Below are 17,954 nucleotides of genomic sequence, written 5' to 3'. Positions count from 1 at the left end.
TTTTATAAAATAAGTGACGTACGTTGCCGGACTCTTTGTATTGTTGCCATTCCACGAACCCTTCTGGCAGAAATAGAAAGGTTTCACTTCCTGTTTGCTTTTACTGTGCCCTTATAAGGATGCCCATTGTCAAAGCGAGGATTGCGGGGCCTCCCAAATACAGCTGCTGCGCCGCAACAGGGGCAGGTCACAGCATTGAATCCGACATTGACAGAGGTTAAGTAAATGATTGTTTACCCGGTTAAACATAGCCCGTTGTTGCGCCAGCCAGAACATTTTATTGCCAGGGATGAATTAAAAGCGCTGATCAAAAAGGTGACGCATAACCTGGTCAATATTCATGACGAAACAGGTGAGTTCTTGCTGCGTCTGGACGATGGACGCGTAATTGATACCAAAGGCTGGGCGGGATGGGAGTGGACGCACGGCGTCGGCTTGTACGGGATGTATCAGTACTATCTGCAAACCGGCGATGAAACGATACGCGATATCATCGATAGCTGGTTTGCCGATCGCTTTGCTGAAGGTGCAACCACCAAAAACGTTAACACCATGGCGCCATTTTTAACGTTGGCGTATCGCTATGAAGAGACGCGTAATCCAGCGTATCTACCGTGGCTCGACTGCTGGGCTGAGTGGGCAATGCATGAGATGCCGCGTACCGAGTTCGGCGGTATGCAACACATTACGCTGGCGGAAGAAAACCACCAGCAGATGTGGGATGACACGCTGATGATGACGGTTTTACCGCTGGCGAAGATTGGCAAGTTACTCAATCGCCCTGACTACATCGAAGAGGCAACGTATCAGTTCCTGCTGCACGTGCAAAACCTGATGGATAAAGACACGGGGCTGTGGTTCCACGGCTGGAGCTATGAAGGAAATCATAACTTTGCCAATGCCCACTGGGCGCGTGGCAACAGTTGGTTAACTATTGTGATCCCGGACTTCCTCGAATTACTTGATTTACCAGAAAACAATGCCGTTCACCGCTATCTGGTACAGGTCCTGAACGCACAAATCGCGGCGCTGGCGAAATGCCAGGATGAAAGTGGGTTGTGGCATACCTTGCTGGACGACCCGCAGTCGTATCTGGAAGCATCGGCAACTGCCGGATTTGCTTATGGGATCCTCAAAGCTGTACGTAAACGCTATGTTGGGCAAGAGTATACGCTGGTGGCCGAAAAAGCCATTCGTGGCATTGTGCAGCATATTTCACCGGAAGGTGAACTGCTGCACACCTCGTTTGGCACCGGGATGGGACACAATCTCGATTTCTACCGCAACATCCCTCGGACTTCTATGCCTTACGGACAAGCGATGGCGATGCTGTGTCTTACCGAATACTTGCGTAAGTATTTTTGATATCGGTATTCGATGGCGCTAACGCTATCGGACCTGATGGTTGAGTCGTCACTGTGTGTACCGTGTTGTCCTGCGGGGCAAAGAGATGATCCATGATTTGACGCATAACCGGCGCGGCGGTGACACCATCGCTGCCGCCGTTTTCCAGAATTAACGCCACCGCGACCTTCGGGTTCTTATAGGGCGCAAATGCGGTATAGAACACGTGGTCGCGCAAGCGGACAGGGATCATCTTCGCATTGTAGGTCTGATTTTCTTTCAGGCTAAAGACCTGCGAGGTGCCGCTTTTCGCCGCAATGCCGTAAGGTGCGGTGTGAAAGAACTTATAACCTGTACCATTTGGTTCATTCGCCATGCCGAACATCGCCTGACGCACCAGTCCCCAGTAGGGTGACGAGGCTGAGGCGATTTGTGACGGTGCTTCTGGAGCCTGATACGGCGTGAGGGTTTTGCCATTTTCTTCATCGAGTAGCAGGTGAGGGACGATAACCTTGCCGTTGTTAATCAGTGCGACCATGGCTTTGACCATCTGGATAGGAGTGGCAATCCAGTAGCCCTGGCCGATACCAACTGAGATAGTATCCCCCTGATACCAGGATTTTTTATGCACTTTTTGCTTCCATTCACGGCTCGGGAGCAGGCCGTTATACTCCTCATCAAGATCGATGCCGGTCGGTTTACCGTAACCAAACTGGCTGAGCATGCTGTTAATCCGGTCGATCCCCATCATATACGCCACCTGATAGAAGAACGTATCGGCAGACTCTTCTATCGCTTTGGTGACATCCAGCATACCGTGGCCCGTTTTTTTCCAGTCACGGTAATGTCGCTCGGTGCCGGGTAGCGTCCAGGTAGGAGCACCGAAGAAACTGGTCTGCGGCGTGATCACACCGTTTAGTAATGCTGAAATCGCCATATACGGTTTGACCGTTGAAGCGGGGGGGTACAATCCCTGTGTGACGCGGTTGATTAATGGCAGGTCTTTATCCTGGAGTAGCTTGTTATAGTCCTGATAGCTAATGCCTTTGACAAACGGATTAGGGTCATAGCTGGGGTTTGAGACCATCGCCAGTACAGAACCGTCGTGTGGATCTTCAACCAAAACGGCGGCACGCTGGCCAGCCAACAAGCTCTCAATATATTGCTGTAAATGTAAATCCAGCGTCAAATGGATATTTTTTCCGGCAACGGGCGGCACATCTTTGAGCAGGCGTACGATGCGTCCGTGGTTATCTACTTCCACCTCCTGATAACCGGTCTTTCCATGCAGTTCATTTTCGTAATAGCGCTCAATACCTTGCTTACCGATATTGTGATCGGCGGCGTAGTTCTCTGCCTGACCCTTTTGATCCAGTGCTTTCAGGTCGTTGTCATTGATTTTTGAAACATAGCCAAGCACATGTGCCAGCGCCGCGCCATAGGGATACTGGCGGTCTTCGTAGCTATTAATGTTTACGCCGCTAAAATGAAACTGGTTTACCGAGAAACGGGCGATTTCCACATCGGTAAGCGCATTTTTTAGCACGACCGGACGATAGCGGCTGCTGGCTTTTAGCTCATGGCGAAACTGATCAATATCATCAGGAGTGAGGTCAACGATGGGCGTGAGCTGCTGGATCAACGCATTCATATCGCTGATTTTATAAGGCGTAACGGAAATATCGTACCAGGTGACGTTGCGCACCAGCGGGATGCCGTTGCGATCGTAAATCATGCCACGTGTGGGGGCGACGGGTAGCATTTTGATGTCGTTTGCATTCGACCGGGTGGTGTAATACTGGTGCTGACAGATTTGTAAGTTATACAGATTGTAAATCAGGATGCCAAAACAGATGACCACCAGGCCAAAGGCCACCAACACACGCCGCTGAAAGAGTTTTTCTTCCGCCTCAAAATCTCTGAATGTCATTGACCCGTACCCGATTAATTCGCCGCCTAATGATACGGAGGCTTAAACGGGATGACAGGCAAAAAATGTTCCATATCTCTAGGGAAATGTGTCATTCCTTGTGGGCTGTTACAAATTACAGTGAACGTCGCCGCTTCTCGTAGGCCTGATTGCGCTGCCATGAGAACGGGTCAGGGAAAATAAAAAAGCCCGCGACATAGCGCGGGCTTCCACATTACTTGAGGTAATTACATACGTTCTACGGTTTCGATACCCAGTGTATCCAGACCCAGCTTCAGGGTTTTCGCCGTCAGCTGTGCCAGTTTCAGCCGGCTGTTACGAATCTCTTCGTTTTCAGCGCTGAGGATAGGGCAGTGCTCGTAGAAGCCAGAGAACAGACCGGCAACGTCGTACAGGTAAGCACACATCACGTGCGGTGTACCTTCACGCGCAACGACGGTCAGCGTTTCTTCAAACTGCAGCAGACGCGCAGCCAGCTGAGCCTCGCGATCTTCGTTGATAATCACCTGCGCATTTGCCAGCGCGCTTTCGTCGATATCCGCTTTACGGAATACGGACAGTACGCGGGTGTAAGCATACTGCATGTACGGCGCGGTATTGCCTTCGAACGCCAGCATGTTGTCCCAGTCGAAGATATAGTCCGTGGTACGGTTTTTGGACAGATCCGCGTATTTCACCGCGCCGATACCGACCGCATTTGCCAGCTTTTCCAGCTCATCGGCAGGCATGTCCGGGTTCTTCTCCGCGACCAGACGACGTGCGCGCTCCAGCGCTTCATCCAGCAGATCGGCCAGTTTAACCGTGCCGCCAGCGCGGGTTTTGAACGGTTTACCGTCTTTGCCCAGCATCATACCGAACATGTGGTGTTCCAGCGGCACCGAATCCGGCACATAACCAGCTTTACGTACGATGGTCCAGGCCTGCATTAAGTGCTGATGCTGACGAGAGTCGATGTAATACAGTACGCGATCGGCATGCAGGGTTTCGTAACGATACTTGGCACAGGCGATGTCGGTTGTGGTGTAGAGATAGCCGCCATCTTTCTTCTGAATGATAACGCCCATCGGTTCGCCTTCCTTGTTTTTATACTCATCAAGGAATACGACGGTAGCGCCTTCGCTTTCAACAGCCAGGCCTTTGGCTTTGAGATCGGCCACGATGCCAGGCAGCATCGGGTTGTACAGGCTCTCGCCCATGACGTCGTCACGGGTCAGGGTAACGTTGAGGCGATCGTAGGTTAACTGGTTCTGCGACATGGTAATGTCGACCAGTTTACGCCACATCTCGCGGAAGTATTCGTCGCCGCCTTGCAGCTTCACGACATAACTACGGGCGCGTTCCGCGAAGGCTTCATCTTCGTCGTAATGTTTTTTCGCGTCACGGTAGAAACCTTCCAGGTCAGCCAGCGCCATCTCTCCGGCATTTTCCTGCTGCTGTTTTTCCAGCCATGCGATGAGCATACCGAACTGAGTACCCCAGTCGCCGACGTGGTTGGCGCGGATAACCTTGTGACCAAGGAATTCCAGCGTACGCACCGCCGCGTCACCGATGATGGTGGAACGCAGGTGACCAACGTGCATCTCTTTCGCTACGTTAGGCGCGGAGTAGTCAACCACAACGGTTTGTTTAGCCGGTTGGGTGACGCCCAGACGATCGGAAGCCAGCGCCTGCTGAACGTGCTGCGCCAGAAATGCCGGGTCGAGAAAAATGTTGATAAAGCCCGGGCCTGCAATTTCAACTTTGCTGGCAATCCCGTTGAGATCCAGATGAGTCAGCACCTGCTCAGCCAGTTGTCGCGGCGCCATACCCAGTTTTTTAGCGACAGCCATCATGCCGTTAGCTTGATAGTCGCCGAACTGTACTTTTGCTGACTGACGAACCTGTGGTTCGCAATCTGCAGGCGCGCCTGCAGCAATCATGGCCTGACTGACTTTTTCTGAGAGAAGAGCCTGAATATTCACCGGAATACCTTACATTTATGAAGCGGCCTAAAATTCACCGCACCAGTTTAAGAATTAAGGGCGGGAGTATACTGCAAATGCCCGTTGCCGTCAGCATTGTGTGTACCGCCAGTAGCCTGAAATGTAAACCATGCAATGGCGTAAATTTATCCATGATGTGTTCGGAGAAAACAGCGGTTGGATGGCGCAGCGCAACAGAGTAAATTAGCGACTTTGAACATGGATATGAGCTTTTAATATGGCGAACTGGCAAACCGTTGCAGAACTACAGGATATTTCTGCAGATTTACCGCATTTCACGCAAGCATTAACGGAACTTTCTACCCGTCTTGGGCTGGATATCACAGGCCTGGAAGCCGATCACATTTCCTTGCGTTGCCATCAAAATACCACTGCAGAACGCTGGCGTCGTGGGTTTGAACAGTGCGGTGAATTGTTGTCAGAAAACATCATTAACGGCAGACCTATTTGTCTTTTTAAACTGCATGAGCCGGTTTGTGTGCAACATTGGCAATTTTCCATCGTCGAACTGCCGTGGCCGGGCGAAAAACGTTACCCACATGAAGGCTGGGAACATATTGAAATTGTTCTGCCGGGTGAGGCACAAACGCTGAATGCGCGAGCGCTGGCGCTGCTTTCCGATCACGGTCTGAGTCAACCAGGTATATTTGTGAAAACCAGCTCGCCAAAAGGAGAACGTGAACGTTTACCGAATCCGACGCTGGCGGTTAGCGATGGTAGCGTGACGATAAAATTCCACCCGTGGTCGATTGAAACCATTGTGGCAAGCGAACGTCAGGAGTGAGCATGACTATACTGGAAATCTGCTGTTACAGCATGGAGTGCGCGCGCACGGCGCAGCAAAACGGCGCGGATCGTATTGAGCTTTGCTCGGCACCCAAAGAAGGGGGCTTAACGCCTTCGCTGGGTGTCTTGCGTTCTGTTCGCCAGCACATTTCGATTCCCGTCAATCCCATTATTCGTCCACGTGGAGGCGACTTTTGTTACACCGAAGGTGAATTCGCTGCAATGCTGGATGATATAGCGATGGTCAGAGAACTAGGGTTCTCAGGGCTGGTGACCGGCATTTTAGATGCGGATGGCGATGTCGATATGCCGCGCATGGAGAAAATAATGATCGCCGCCGGTTCACTGCAAGTCACTTTTCATCGTGCCTTTGATATGTGTGCTAACCCACTCAATACGCTTAAAAAATTAGCTGATTTGGGCATCGCCAGAGTACTCACCTCCGGGCAAAAATCAGATGCGGCGCAAGGTTTAACAAAAATAATGGAACTTATTACGCAGCCTGGTGCTCCAATCATTATGGCCGGAGCGGGGGTTCGCGCCTCGAATTTGTCCCTGTTCCTTGATGCTGGGGTGCAGGAAGTCCACAGTTCTGCCGGAGTATGGCTGGCTTCACCAATGCGTTATCGCAATTCGGGGTTGTCGATGTCTTCGGATGCGCAGGCGGATGAGTATTCTCGCTATGCGGTAAACGGGGCGGCGGTTGCTGAAATGAAAGCAATCATTGCACACCATCAGGCCAGCTGATTTTACCGTTGCATCATGTCGCCCAATATGATGCTTGCTCGTACCAGGCCCCTGCAATTTCAACAGGGGCCTTTTTTTCTCCTTCTCCTGCATATTTCGGTCTGCAACTGTGTTGGCTTTCCTCGCTCACCCCGGTCACGTAGTTATCTACGCTCCCAGGGATTTGCTGCGTCGCCGCCTTGTTGCAAACCGAACTATTTTGGAGAAATGGTGTTATACGTAATAGTCATTTGGCAAAAATGACTACGGTTTACGCGCAATCAATACCGCACGCAGTGGGGCAGGGTAGCCTTCCACCGTCTTGCTGTGGTCGTTCGGGTCAAGGAAGTCGGCCAGCGATTCGGTAATCATCCATTCGGTGCGGCGCTGTTCTTCGGTAGTGGTCACACATACGTCGGCAATGCGCACATCAACAAACCCGCATTTTTCCAGCCAGTTTTTTAGCGCCAGTGCAGACGGGATAAAGTAAACGTTACGCATCTGGGCGTAGCGATCGCCCGGCACCAGCACGGTATTTTCATCGCCTTCGACGACCAGCGTTTCCAGTACCAGTTCGCCGTCTTTAACCAACTGATCCTTTAACTGCCACAGGTGTTCCAGCGGCGAGCGGCGGTGATAAAGCACGCCCATGGAGAATACGGTATCAAAGGCGTTGAGCGCCGGAAGCTGTTCAATACCCAGCGGCAGCAGATGCGCGCGCTGGTCATTGCCCAGCAGTTTACGCACCGCCTCAAACTGGCACAGGAACAGTTGGGTCGGATCGATACCGACCGCCAGATGTGCGCCCGCGCCAATCATGCGCCACATGTGATAGCCACTGCCGCAACCGACATCAAGAATGGTACGTCCGGTGAGATCAGACAAGTGCGGCAGGACACGATCCCACTTCCAGTCGGAACGCCATTCGGTATCGATATTGATGCCGTACAGCGAGTAAGGTCCTTTACGCCATGGCATCAGGTTACGCATCAGGGTGTCGATACGTTTAAGCTGACCTTCGCTTAGCGGCTCTTTGCTTTCTGCGGTAACGCTGTGCAGTAAGTCCAGACGATGCGGCGTTAGCTCGGGCAGAAACTCGACGGCGTTTGACCATTGTTTAAAAAGACCGTGCTGATCGCGCTGCCAGGCAGCGATTTGCGCCGGAAGTGTTTCCAGCCAATGGGACAGATGATTTTTGGCAATCAACTGATAAAAGTTACCAAAATCGATCATGCGCTAACCTCTGCCTTCAACGCCACCAGAGAGCCAAAGTTGAAGCACTGGAACCACAACTCACTGTGCTCAAAGCCGGCCTGATGCAGTCGCGCTTTGTGCGTTTCGACCGAGTCGGTCAGCATCACGTTTTCCAGCATGCTGCGCTTCTGGCTGATTTCCAGTTCGCTGTAGCCATTGGCCCGTTTGAAATCGTGGTGCATGTTGAACAGCAGCTCGCCAACGTTAGCATCTTCAAAACTGAATTTTTCAGACAGCACCAGCGCGCCACCGGGATTCAGCCCCTGATAAATCTTATCCAACAATGCCTGGCGCTCGGGTGGCTCAAGGAATTGCAGGGTAAAATTCAGCACCACCATCGAAGCATTTTCGATAGTAATGTTGCGAATATCGCCTTCGACAACCTCAACCGGGGTCGGTGCCTTATAGGCGTCAATATGACGACGGCAGCGCTCAACCATCGCCGGGGAGTTATCGACAGCAATAATCTTGCAATTCTCGTGATGAATATTGCGACGCACCGAGAGCGTCGCCGCGCCCAGAGAACAGCCCAGATCGTAGACCTGCGTGTTGGGTTGTACGAAACGTTCGGCCAGCATGCCAATCATAGAAATAATATTGGAATAGCCAGGAACGGAACGCTGGATCATATCCGGGAAGACTTCAGCTACCCGTTCATCAAAGGTCCAGTCACCCAGACTGGCGATAGGCGCAGAAAAAAGCGTGTCGCGGTGAGACATAACGTAAAAATCCGGGAAAAATAAAGTGGCGTATTGTGCGCTAATGCAGGGAGAAAACCAACTCCCAGGGCATATACCAAAGATTCGCCAGCACCATTAGCAACAGCGAACACCAGGTTGCGCTCATGCCTGAACGGCGCCAGCGGAAAAGCCGGTGGTGGAATCCGTAATAATGCATCAGACGTCCGGCAATCAACATCAGCCCGCAAAGATGCACCATCCACGTCTCTGCGCCGTTCATTTCCATAAATAACAGCAGCACTAACGCGACGGGAATATATTCCACCGCGTTACCGTGAATGCGGATAGCGCTTTGCAGTTCGCTAAAACCTCCATCGCCATAGGCAACGCGATATTGCATGCGCAGGCGAACAACGTCAAAGGAGAACTTTATTAACAATAACGCACCCAATACGGCATAAAGCGCGCTTACCATACAAACTCCCTTTTAAAATGGCTGCTGGCATTGACTATGATAGGTGGCATTTTCAGAAAAGAGAAGATTGCTGTGGAATAGACGGTGCTGATCCGATCTCTGGCAGAGCATTGCGTAAATCCGCCCATAGCGTATCAACAAGCTCCGGGGCCTGCGCGATGTCAGGCGTATGCAAAAACAGATACGGTGTCGTGGTGTGTTGCCATAGCGACAGCTTGGTTAGCCAGACGGCAAAAAGCGCGCTGTTTTGTGCCATATCATCGCTACCGATAAAGCGTACCATCGGATGGTTTGCCGTCACCACCGCATGCACCGGAACCTTTGGTTTCTTACGCTGGGCGTCACGTATCGCTTCGGTATGTGGGATTGCGGCATGTACCGGGCGGCTGTCCAGAATCACCCGGTTTACTCCACGCTCGTGTAACCCGCGATTAAATAGCTGTTCGGCTTCGCCTTTGGCAAAGAAGTCTGGATGGCGAACTTCCACACCGTAGGTAAAGCATTCGGGGAGCGCATCGAGAAACTGCCACAGGGCAGGCAGGTCGCGTGGGCTAAAAGTCGCGGGTAATTGCAGCCAGTATTGTCCAATGCGCGATCCCAGCGGCGACATGCGCGTAAAAAATTCCTGCACCAGGTCATCACAATTACGCAGCGCGGCCTTATGCGAAATGGTCGCCGGAAACTTAAAACAAAATCGAAACGTATCGGTGGTCTGTGCTTGCCAGCGGGCAACAATATCGGCTTTAGGCAGCGCATACAGCGTGGTATTGCCCTCCACGCAGTTAAAGTGGCGGGCATACTCTTCAAGACTTGTGATCCCCAAACGCACCCATTTTGGATGCGACCACTGGGGTAAACCGATATAGATCATAGCGCTTGCAAAATCTCTTCCACGCTGCGAACGCGCGCAATGCGGGGGAAAATGTGAGTCATGCTGCCCAGGTGTTGCTCAGCACTGGCGGCACTACAGGCATCCTCTGCAATGATAAGACTGAAACCCAGCTCCCACGCATTTCGCGCCGTCGACTCAACGCCAATGTTCGTAGAGATGCCGCACAGGACGATGGTATCGATACCCCGGCGACGCAGCTGTAATTCCAGATCGGTGCCGTAGAATGCGCCCCACTGGCGTTTGGTTACTTCGAGGTCGCTGGTGCATTTACCCAGAGCAGCCGGGTAATCCCACCAGTTTTCGGGCAACGCTTTTGCTGGAGTCTGAGCATCTACTGGTTGTTTTAGCGCTTCGGCGTAATCGTCAGACCACCCGACGCGCACCATTACCACCGGGGAACCGTGGGTACGGAATTTTTCCGCCAACTGCGCGGCGCGGGCAACCACAGCGTGTGCCGTATGAGGTCCGCCAGCGAAAGGCAGGATCCCTTCCTGTAAGTCAATCACGACAAGGGCGGTTGTTTTTGCGTTCAGTTCCAGCATGGTCACTCCAGTAAAAAAATAGAATTCCGTTACACCTTAAGCGCGAATCAGTGTGAAAGGGGCGACAATTTTTGTTATTTTTTGTGAGATTACGCAATGCCCGTCCAGGAAACAGGCGTACAGTCAGTACCGGACGTAGAGTCTATCCCAGTAAGCGTAATTGTTGCCGCCAGTTTGTCCGCGGACAGCGCGGAACAACCGCAGCGTACATGAAGTACGTGAGGATTGTGAGCACTGCCCAAGGGTAAAATGGCAAATAAGATAGCCTACTGGGATAGGCTCTTATCGTGCGGCAGAATTTCCAGTATAATAGCCGCCTTTTTTCATTCAGTTGTGACATTCAGCTAAAGCTGCGACTTCGTCATCTGCGAGACAGGTGACAATCCGCCTGCGGCAAAGTTAAGGGATATCTCATGCGTACAGAATATTGCGGACAGCTACGTCTGTCCCACGAGGGGCAGCAGGTGACTCTGTGTGGTTGGGTCAACCGTCGTCGTGATCTTGGTAGCCTGATCTTTATCGATATGCGCGACCGCGAAGGTATCGTGCAGGTATTTTTCGATCCGGACCGTGCGGACGCGTTAAAGCTGGCCTCCGAACTGCGTAATGAGTTCTGCATCCAGGTTACGGGCACCGTGCGTGCGCGTGACGCGAAAAACGTCAACGCCGAGATGGCGACGGGCGAAATTGAAGTGCTGGCCTCCGATCTGACCATCATCAACCGTTCAGACTCGCTGCCGTTGGACTCTAACCACGTCAACACCGAAGAAGCGCGACTGAAGTATCGCTATTTAGATCTGCGTCGCCCTGAAATGGCGCAGCGCCTGAAAACGCGTGCCAAAATTACCAGTCTGGTGCGTCGTTTTATGGACGACCACGGCTTCCTCGACATCGAAACACCGATGCTGACCAAAGCGACGCCGGAAGGCGCGCGCGATTACCTGGTACCTTCTCGCGTACATAAAGGTAAATTCTACGCGCTGCCTCAATCACCTCAGTTGTTTAAACAGCTGCTGATGATGTCTGGCTTTGACCGCTACTATCAGATCGTAAAATGCTTCCGTGATGAAGACTTACGTGCTGACCGTCAGCCTGAATTTACCCAGATCGACGTTGAGACTTCCTTCATGACCGCACCGCAGGTGCGTGAAGTGATGGAAGCGCTGGTGCGTAATCTGTGGCTGGAAGTTAAAGGGGTGGATCTGGGTGATTTCCCGATCATGACCTTTGCCGAAGCTGAGCGTCGTTACGGTTCCGATAAACCAGACCTGCGTAACCCGATGGAGCTGGTTGACGTTGCCGATCTGGTGAAAGACGTTGAGTTCGCAGTGTTCTCTGGTCCGGCAAACGATGCGAAAGGCCGCGTAGCTGCTCTGCGTGTACCGGGCGGTGCCGCACTGAGCCGTAAGCAAATTGACGATTACGGCAACTTTATTAAGATTTACGGCGCGAAAGGTCTGGCTTACGTCAAAGTCACCGAGCGTGCGAAAGGTCTGGAAGGTATCACCAGCCCGGTTGCTAAGTTCCTGAACGCAGAAATCGTGGAAGCGATTCTGGCGCGTACCGGTGCGCAAGACGGCGACATGATTTTCTTCGGTGCCGACAACAAGAAAGTGGTTGCCGACGCGATGGGCGCGCTGCGTCTGAAACTGGGTAAAGACCTGAACATTACCGACGAAGCCAAATGGGCGCCGCTGTGGGTTATCGACTTCCCAATGTTTGAAGACGATGGTGAAGGCGGACTGACCGCAATGCACCACCCGTTCACCGCGCCGAAAGATATGACAGCTGCTGAGCTGAAAGCTGCGCCAGAAGACGCGGTTGCTAACGCATACGATATGGTTATCAACGGCTACGAAGTGGGCGGCGGTTCCGTGCGTATTCACAACGGCGACATGCAGCAGACCGTATTCGGTATTCTGGGCATTAACGAGCAAGAGCAGCGTGAGAAATTCGGCTTCCTGCTGGATGCGCTAAAATATGGTACACCACCGCATGCGGGCCTGGCGTTTGGTCTGGACCGTCTGACTATGCTGCTGACCGGTACTGACAACATTCGTGACGTTATTGCTTTCCCGAAAACCACTGCTGCAGCGTGTCTGATGACTGAAGCGCCGAGCTTTGCCAACGAAGCTGCGCTGGCGGAACTGAGCATTCAGGTTGTTAAGAAGGCCGAGAATAACTGATATGAGATACAAACAGCCTGTCTCGGTGTTGGTCGTGATTTATGCAAAGGACACCGGGAGAGTGCTGATGTTACAGCGACGCGACGATCCTGATTTCTGGCAGTCGGTCACCGGCAGCCTTGAAGAGGGTGAAACCGCGTCGCAAGCCGCTATGCGCGAAGTAAAGGAAGAGGTCGCCATTGATGTTGCATCTGAGCAACTGACCTTAATTGACTGTCAGCGCACGGTGGAGTTTGAGATTTTTAGCCATTTACGTCATCGCTATGCACCGGGAATTGAACGAAATACTGAATCCTGGTTTTGCCTGGCACTTCCCTCAGAACGAGAGATCGTGTTCACCGAACATCTGACCTATCGTTGGGTTAATGCGGTTGAAGCCGCCCAATTAACCAAGTCGTGGAGTAACCGGCAGGCGATTGAAGAGTTTGTAATTAACGTCGCCTGAAAAGGCGCGCTTTTTGGAGATATTATTTATGGCAGGTCATAGTAAATGGGCCAACACCAGACACCGTAAAGCAGCGCAGGATGCTAAACGCGGTAAAATTTTCACCAAAATAATTCGTGAACTGGTGACGGCGGCAAAACTCGGCGGCGGCGATCCGGACGCTAACCCGCGTCTGCGTGCAGCTGTTGATAAAGCGCTGGCTAACAACATGACCCGTGACACCCTGAACCGTGCAATCGCTCGCGGTGTGGGTGGTGATGAAGATTCCAACATGGAAACCATCATCTATGAAGGTTATGGTCCTGGCGGTACAGCCGTTATGATTGAATGTCTGTCTGACAACCGTAACCGTACTGTTGCGGAAGTGCGTCACGCGTTCACGAAAACGGGCGGCAACCTTGGTACCGACGGTTCCGTGGCTTACCTGTTCAGTAAAAAAGGCGTGATCTCCTTTGAACAAGGCGACGAAGACGCCATCATGGAAGCGGCGCTGGAAGCAGGTGCTGAAGACGTGGTGACCTTCGACGACGGCGCAATTGACGTTTACACCGCGTGGGAAGAGATGGGTAAAGTGCGTGACGCGCTGGAAGCGGCGGGTCTGAAAGCGGACGCGGCTGAAGTGTCTATGATTCCATCCACCAAAGCAGATATGGATGCAGAAACAGCGCCGAAGTTGTTGCGTCTGATCGATATGCTGGAAGACTGCGACGACGTGCAGGAAGTTTACCATAACGGCGAGATCTCTGATGAGGTTGCAGCTACCTTAGAATGAGGTGGCTGTACCGCAACCTGACAGGAGGTGCGTGATGTCTATCATTCTCGGCATTGACCCGGGGTCGCGCATCACCGGTTATGGCGTTATTCGTCAGGTCGGAAGACAGCTGACCTACCTCGGCAGCGGTTGTATCCGCACCAAAGTCGACGATCTCCCGTCACGCCTGAAGTTAATTTACGCGGGCGTGACGGAAATCATCACCCAGTTCCAGCCGGACTATTTTGCCATTGAGCAGGTCTTTATGGCGAAGAACGCTGACTCGGCGCTAAAGCTTGGACAGGCACGTGGCGTGGCAATCGTTGCGGCGACCAATCAGGATCTACCGGTCTTTGAATACGCGGCCCGCCAGGTAAAACAGACTGTGGTGGGGATCGGTAGTGCGGAAAAAAGCCAGGTCCAGCATATGGTACGCACGCTGCTAAAACTCCCGGCGAATCCGCAAGCGGATGCCGCGGATGCGCTGGCGATTGCTATTACCCACTGCCATGTCAGTCAGAATGCCATGCAAATGAGCGAGTCGAGGCTGAATTTGGCGCGAGGTCGATTACGTTAGTGACAAATGAGGCTGGATATCTATCCAGCCTTTTTTTATGATAGCGCATTACCTTTTAGCCCTTAACGCAGGAGCGTCACGTGATAGGCAGACTCAGAGGCATCATTATTGAAAAACAACCCCCGCTGGTCCTTCTGGAAACGGGTGGGGTAGGCTATGAAGTGCATATGCCGATGACCTGTTTCTACGAGTTGCCGGAAGCCGGGCAGGAAGCGATTATCTTCACCCATTTTGTGGTGCGTGAAGACGCTCAACTGCTGTATGGCTTTAACAACAAGCAAGAGCGCACGCTGTTTAAAGAGTTAATCAAAACCAATGGCGTGGGGCCGAAGCTGGCGCTGGCGATCCTCTCCGGAATGTCTGCGCAGCAGTTTGTTAATGCCGTTGAGCGCGAAGAGCTTGGCGCGTTAGTGAAATTACCGGGCATTGGTAAGAAAACCGCAGAGCGTTTGATTGTTGAAATGAAAGACCGCTTTAAAGGCCTGCATGGTGACCTCTTTACCCCGGCGGCGGATCTGGTTCTGACCTCTCCGGCCAGTCCGACAACGGACGACGCCGAGCAGGAAGCGGTTGCTGCGCTGGTGGCGTTGGGCTATAAACCACAAGAAGCCAGCCGCATGGTGAGCAAAATTGCCCGCCCTGATGCCAGCAGTGAAACCCTGATTCGTGAAGCGCTTCGCGCGGCATTGTGAGGTAAAGGATGATTGAAGCAGATCGCCTGATTTCGGCTGTCAGCACGACCCCTGAAGACCTGGTGGATCGTGCGATCCGCCCTAAATTTCTGGAAGAGTATATTGGCCAGCCTCAGGTCCGTTCGCAAATGGAGATTTTTATCCAGGCGGCGAAGCTGCGTGGTGACGCTCTCGATCACCTGCTGATTTTCGGTCCTCCAGGTCTTGGTAAAACCACGCTTGCCAATATTGTCGCCAATGAGATGGGCGTTAATCTGCGCACCACGTCCGGTCCGGTACTGGAAAAAGCGGGTGACCTGGCGGCAATGCTTACCAACCTTGAACCCCACGATGTGCTGTTTATCGATGAAATCCATCGTCTTTCACCGGTGGTGGAAGAGGTGCTGTATCCGGCGATGGAAGATTATCAGCTGGATATCATGATTGGTGAAGGGCCGGCTGCACGTTCGATCAAGATCGATCTGCCACCGTTTACGCTAATCGGGGCGACGACGCGCGCCGGGTCGTTAACGTCTCCGTTGCGTGACCGTTTTGGTATTGTACAGCGCCTGGAATTCTATCAGGTGGCTGATCTGCAGCACATTGTAGGACGCAGTGCGCGTTTTATGGGCCTGGAAATGAGCGATGAAGGCGCGCTGGAAGTGGCACGCCGCGCTCGCGGTACGCCGCGTATCGCCAACCGCTTATTACGCCGGGTACGTGATTTCGCCGAAGTGAAGCATGACGGCACGATTTCAGCAGATATCGCCGCTCAGGCGCTGGATATGCTCAATGTGGATGCGGAAGGATTTGATTATATGGACCGTAAGTTGCTGCTGGCGGTTATCGACAAATTCTTTGGCGGACCGGTCGGACTGGATAACCTGGCAGCGGCGATCGGGGAAGAGCGTGAAACCATTGAGGACGTGCTTGAGCCATATCTGATTCAGCAAGGTTTTCTGCAGCGTACGCCGCGTGGACGTATGGCAACCGTGCGCGCCTGGAACCATTTTGGCATTACACCGCCACAGATGCCTTAATGCATGATGTCGCTACGCTTATAAGGCCTGGGCGATTTTGTAGGCCCGGTAAGCGCAGCGCCACCGGGCAACGCATGCTTAGCTCGCTTGCTTTTTCATCATGCTGAAAATAAACAGCAGCGCGGCACACAGCACCACGGAGGGACCTGCCGGGGTGTCATAGAAGGCCGAGAAGGTCAACCCGCCTGTAACCGCTATCATTCCCACACCAACGGCAACTCCTGCCATCTGTTCCGGCGTACGGGCAAAGCGACGGGCGGTCGCCGCAGGGATAATAAGCAGCGAGGTGATAATCAACGCCCCGACAAACTTCATCGCCACGCCAATCGTTAACGCCGTAACCAGCATCAGCAGCAGCTTCACGCGTTGCAGCTTCACGCCATCGACAAATGCCAGATCCGGACTGATGGTCATCGACAGCAGGTTACGCCACTGCCAGAACAGAATCGCCAGAACAATAACCACGCCGATGGCGATGGAGATAAGATCTTCAGGCGTCACGGCGAGCAAATCACCAAACAGGTATGCCATCAGATCCACACGGATGTTGGACATCAGGCTGACGACAACCAGCCCCAGCGACAATGCACTATGCGCCATAATGCCCAGTAAGGTATCGATCGCAAGGTGAGGGCGCTTTTCAAGCCATACCAGACCGCCAGCCAGCAACAAAGTGACGGCGATAACCGCATAGAAAGGGTTTACATCCAGCAGCAGGCCAAAGGCGACTCCCAGCAGCGAAGCGTGGGCCAGCGTATCACCGAAATAAGACATTCGACGCCAGACCACAAACGAGCCGAGTGGGCCAGCAGCACAGGCCAGCATGATCCCGGCTAACCAACCGGGTAATAACAATTCAATCATGAGTGACCATTTCCCCGGCGTAAGACGATACGACCCTGTAAATCGTGGCGGTGGTTGTGATTATGACGGTAAATTCCGAGTTGTTCGGCGCCGCGTTGCCCGAACATTGAGATGAATTCCGGGTGCATGGAAACCACTTCCGGTGCACCGGAACAGCAAATATGATGGTTCAGGCACAGTACTTCATCGGTTTTGGCCATCACCAAATGCAGGTCATGGGAAACCATCAGTACGGCGCAATCCAGTTCACGTCGCAACTGGTCGATAAGGTCGTACAGTGCGACCTGCCCATTGACATCCACGCCCTGGGTCGGCTCATCGAGCACCAGTAGCTGAGGTTTATTCAATAAAGCACGGGCTAACAGGACGCGTTGCGTTTCCCCGCCAGAGAGCTTTTGCATCGGCGCATTCATCAGATGTCCGGCCTGAACGCGCTTCAGTGCCGGAAGGATATCCTCTTTTTTGGTGCCGGGACGTAAGCGCATAAACCGACTTACCGTCAGCGGAAGCGTAGTATCGAGGTACAGTTTTTGCGGTACATAGCCAATCCGCAATTGGCCATTACGCTTGATAACTCCCTCATCAGCCGCTACCAGTCCTAATACAACGCGCACCAGCGTAGACTTCCCGGCACCATTCGGGCCGAGAAGCGTTAAAATTTTACCGGGTCGAAGTTCAAGCGATACGTCAGACAGGACGCGGCGTTGACCATAAGAGACCGAGACATTTTCCAGTGAAACCAAAGTCGTCATATCAATTTTAGTCTTGCAGAAGTTATAGAATGTTATAATATCACATTTCTTACATTC

At 52.7% G+C, this 17,954-nt stretch carries 18 protein-coding genes; 9 read left to right on the top strand and 9 right to left on the bottom strand.

Features of this window, described 5'->3' with window-relative positions:
• Positions 1-225: 225 nt before the first annotated feature.
• Positions 226-1,365, top strand: coding sequence for a beta-galactosidase BglB (gene bglB / locus OGV89_RS06975; RefSeq protein WP_032936850.1), 1,140 nt, complete (start codon positions 226-228; stop codon positions 1,363-1,365).
• Here the strand turns inward: bglB and mrdA2 are convergent.
• Positions 1,337-3,274, bottom strand: a complete 1,938-nt coding sequence (mrdA2, locus tag OGV89_RS06970; RefSeq protein ID WP_048240847.1) for a peptidoglycan DD-transpeptidase MrdA2 — start codon at positions 3,272-3,274, stop codon at positions 1,337-1,339. The two genes, bglB and mrdA2, sit on opposite strands and share 29 nt — an antisense overlap.
• A gap of 227 nt (positions 3,275-3,501) precedes the next feature.
• Positions 3,502-5,235 carry an arginine--tRNA ligase gene (gene argS, locus OGV89_RS06965; RefSeq protein WP_003844166.1) on the bottom strand — a complete coding sequence of 578 codons (1,734 nt, stop codon included), beginning with the start codon at positions 5,233-5,235 and terminating at the stop codon, positions 3,502-3,504.
• A 238-nt stretch (positions 5,236-5,473) separates the two neighbouring features.
• Here argS and OGV89_RS06960 point away from each other — a divergent pair, with 238 nt between their 5' ends.
• Positions 5,474-6,040: a VOC family protein gene (locus OGV89_RS06960; RefSeq protein ID WP_003034677.1), complete on the top strand. Its 567-nt coding sequence runs from the start codon at positions 5,474-5,476 to the stop codon at positions 6,038-6,040.
• A 2-nt stretch (positions 6,041-6,042) separates the two neighbouring features.
• Positions 6,043-6,789, top strand: a complete 747-nt coding sequence (gene cutC, locus OGV89_RS06955; protein ID WP_003844164.1) for a copper homeostasis protein CutC — start codon at positions 6,043-6,045, stop codon at positions 6,787-6,789.
• A gap of 243 nt (positions 6,790-7,032) precedes the next feature.
• Here the strand turns inward: cutC and cmoB are convergent, their stop codons facing one another.
• Genes cmoB through OGV89_RS06930 form a run of 5 tightly spaced genes read right to left on the bottom strand, consistent with a single transcriptional unit; the run spans position 7,033 to position 10,611 of the window.
• A complete protein-coding gene (gene cmoB, locus OGV89_RS06950) occupies positions 7,033-8,001 on the bottom strand; it encodes a tRNA 5-methoxyuridine(34)/uridine 5-oxyacetic acid(34) synthase CmoB (protein ID WP_003844163.1) in 969 nt (322 codons plus the stop codon).
• Positions 7,998-8,741, bottom strand: coding sequence for a carboxy-S-adenosyl-L-methionine synthase CmoA (gene cmoA / locus OGV89_RS06945; RefSeq protein ID WP_003034686.1), 744 nt, complete (start codon positions 8,739-8,741; stop codon positions 7,998-8,000). Before cmoA ends, cmoB begins: the two co-directional genes overlap by 4 nt.
• A gap of 40 nt (positions 8,742-8,781) precedes the next feature.
• Positions 8,782-9,177, bottom strand: a complete 396-nt coding sequence (locus tag OGV89_RS06940) for an MAPEG family protein (protein WP_003034689.1) — start codon at positions 9,175-9,177, stop codon at positions 8,782-8,784.
• A gap of 52 nt (positions 9,178-9,229) precedes the next feature.
• Positions 9,230-10,048, bottom strand: a complete 819-nt coding sequence (locus OGV89_RS06935; RefSeq protein WP_003844158.1) for a DUF72 domain-containing protein — start codon at positions 10,046-10,048, stop codon at positions 9,230-9,232.
• Positions 10,045-10,611, bottom strand: a complete 567-nt coding sequence (locus OGV89_RS06930) for a hydrolase (protein ID WP_003841685.1) — start codon at positions 10,609-10,611, stop codon at positions 10,045-10,047. Before OGV89_RS06930 ends, OGV89_RS06935 begins: the two co-directional genes overlap by 4 nt.
• A gap of 413 nt (positions 10,612-11,024) precedes the next feature.
• On the opposite strand from OGV89_RS06930, the gene aspS reads away from it, so the two are divergent.
• The 6 genes from aspS (at position 11,025) to ruvB (ending at position 16,281) form a co-directional block, all read left to right on the top strand.
• Complete coding sequence (gene aspS / locus OGV89_RS06925) at positions 11,025-12,797, top strand: aspartate--tRNA ligase (protein ID WP_003844157.1); 1,773 nt, start codon at positions 11,025-11,027, stop codon at positions 12,795-12,797.
• A gap of 1 nt (position 12,798) precedes the next feature.
• A complete protein-coding gene (gene nudB / locus OGV89_RS06920; RefSeq protein ID WP_003844155.1) occupies positions 12,799-13,242 on the top strand; it encodes a dihydroneopterin triphosphate diphosphatase in 444 nt (147 codons plus the stop codon).
• A 28-nt stretch (positions 13,243-13,270) separates the two neighbouring features.
• Positions 13,271-14,014: a YebC/PmpR family DNA-binding transcriptional regulator gene (locus OGV89_RS06915; RefSeq protein WP_003034865.1), complete on the top strand. Its 744-nt coding sequence runs from the start codon at positions 13,271-13,273 to the stop codon at positions 14,012-14,014.
• 34 nt (positions 14,015-14,048) lie between these two features.
• Positions 14,049-14,570: a crossover junction endodeoxyribonuclease RuvC gene (ruvC, locus tag OGV89_RS06910; protein ID WP_003034867.1), complete on the top strand. Its 522-nt coding sequence runs from the start codon at positions 14,049-14,051 to the stop codon at positions 14,568-14,570.
• 80 nt (positions 14,571-14,650) lie between these two features.
• The gene (gene ruvA / locus OGV89_RS06905) at positions 14,651-15,262 is read left to right on the top strand and encodes a Holliday junction branch migration protein RuvA (protein ID WP_003034869.1); all 612 of its coding nucleotides are present in this window, start codon (positions 14,651-14,653) and stop codon (positions 15,260-15,262) included.
• Between the two features lie 8 nt (positions 15,263-15,270).
• The gene (gene ruvB, locus OGV89_RS06900; RefSeq protein WP_003841680.1) at positions 15,271-16,281 is read left to right on the top strand and encodes a Holliday junction branch migration DNA helicase RuvB; all 1,011 of its coding nucleotides are present in this window, start codon (positions 15,271-15,273) and stop codon (positions 16,279-16,281) included.
• 78 nt (positions 16,282-16,359) lie between these two features.
• On the opposite strand, the gene znuB is transcribed toward ruvB, so the two are convergent.
• Both znuB and znuC read right to left on the bottom strand, forming a co-directional pair.
• On the bottom strand, positions 16,360-17,145 hold the full coding sequence (gene znuB, locus OGV89_RS06895; protein ID WP_003034874.1) for a zinc ABC transporter permease subunit ZnuB: 786 nt from the start codon (positions 17,143-17,145) through the stop codon (positions 16,360-16,362).
• Complete coding sequence (znuC, locus tag OGV89_RS06890) at positions 17,142-17,897, bottom strand: zinc ABC transporter ATP-binding protein ZnuC (RefSeq protein WP_003034877.1); 756 nt, start codon at positions 17,895-17,897, stop codon at positions 17,142-17,144. Before znuC ends, znuB begins: the two co-directional genes overlap by 4 nt.
• Positions 17,898-17,954: the final 57 nt, after the last annotated feature.

It is taken from the genome of Citrobacter sp. Cf125, from assembly GCF_030333935.1.
Taxonomy (GTDB): domain Bacteria; phylum Pseudomonadota; class Gammaproteobacteria; order Enterobacterales; family Enterobacteriaceae; genus Citrobacter; species Citrobacter freundii.
The sequence above is the reverse complement of the archived record's forward strand: the minus strand, read 5'-3'. Positions and strand labels throughout refer to the sequence as shown.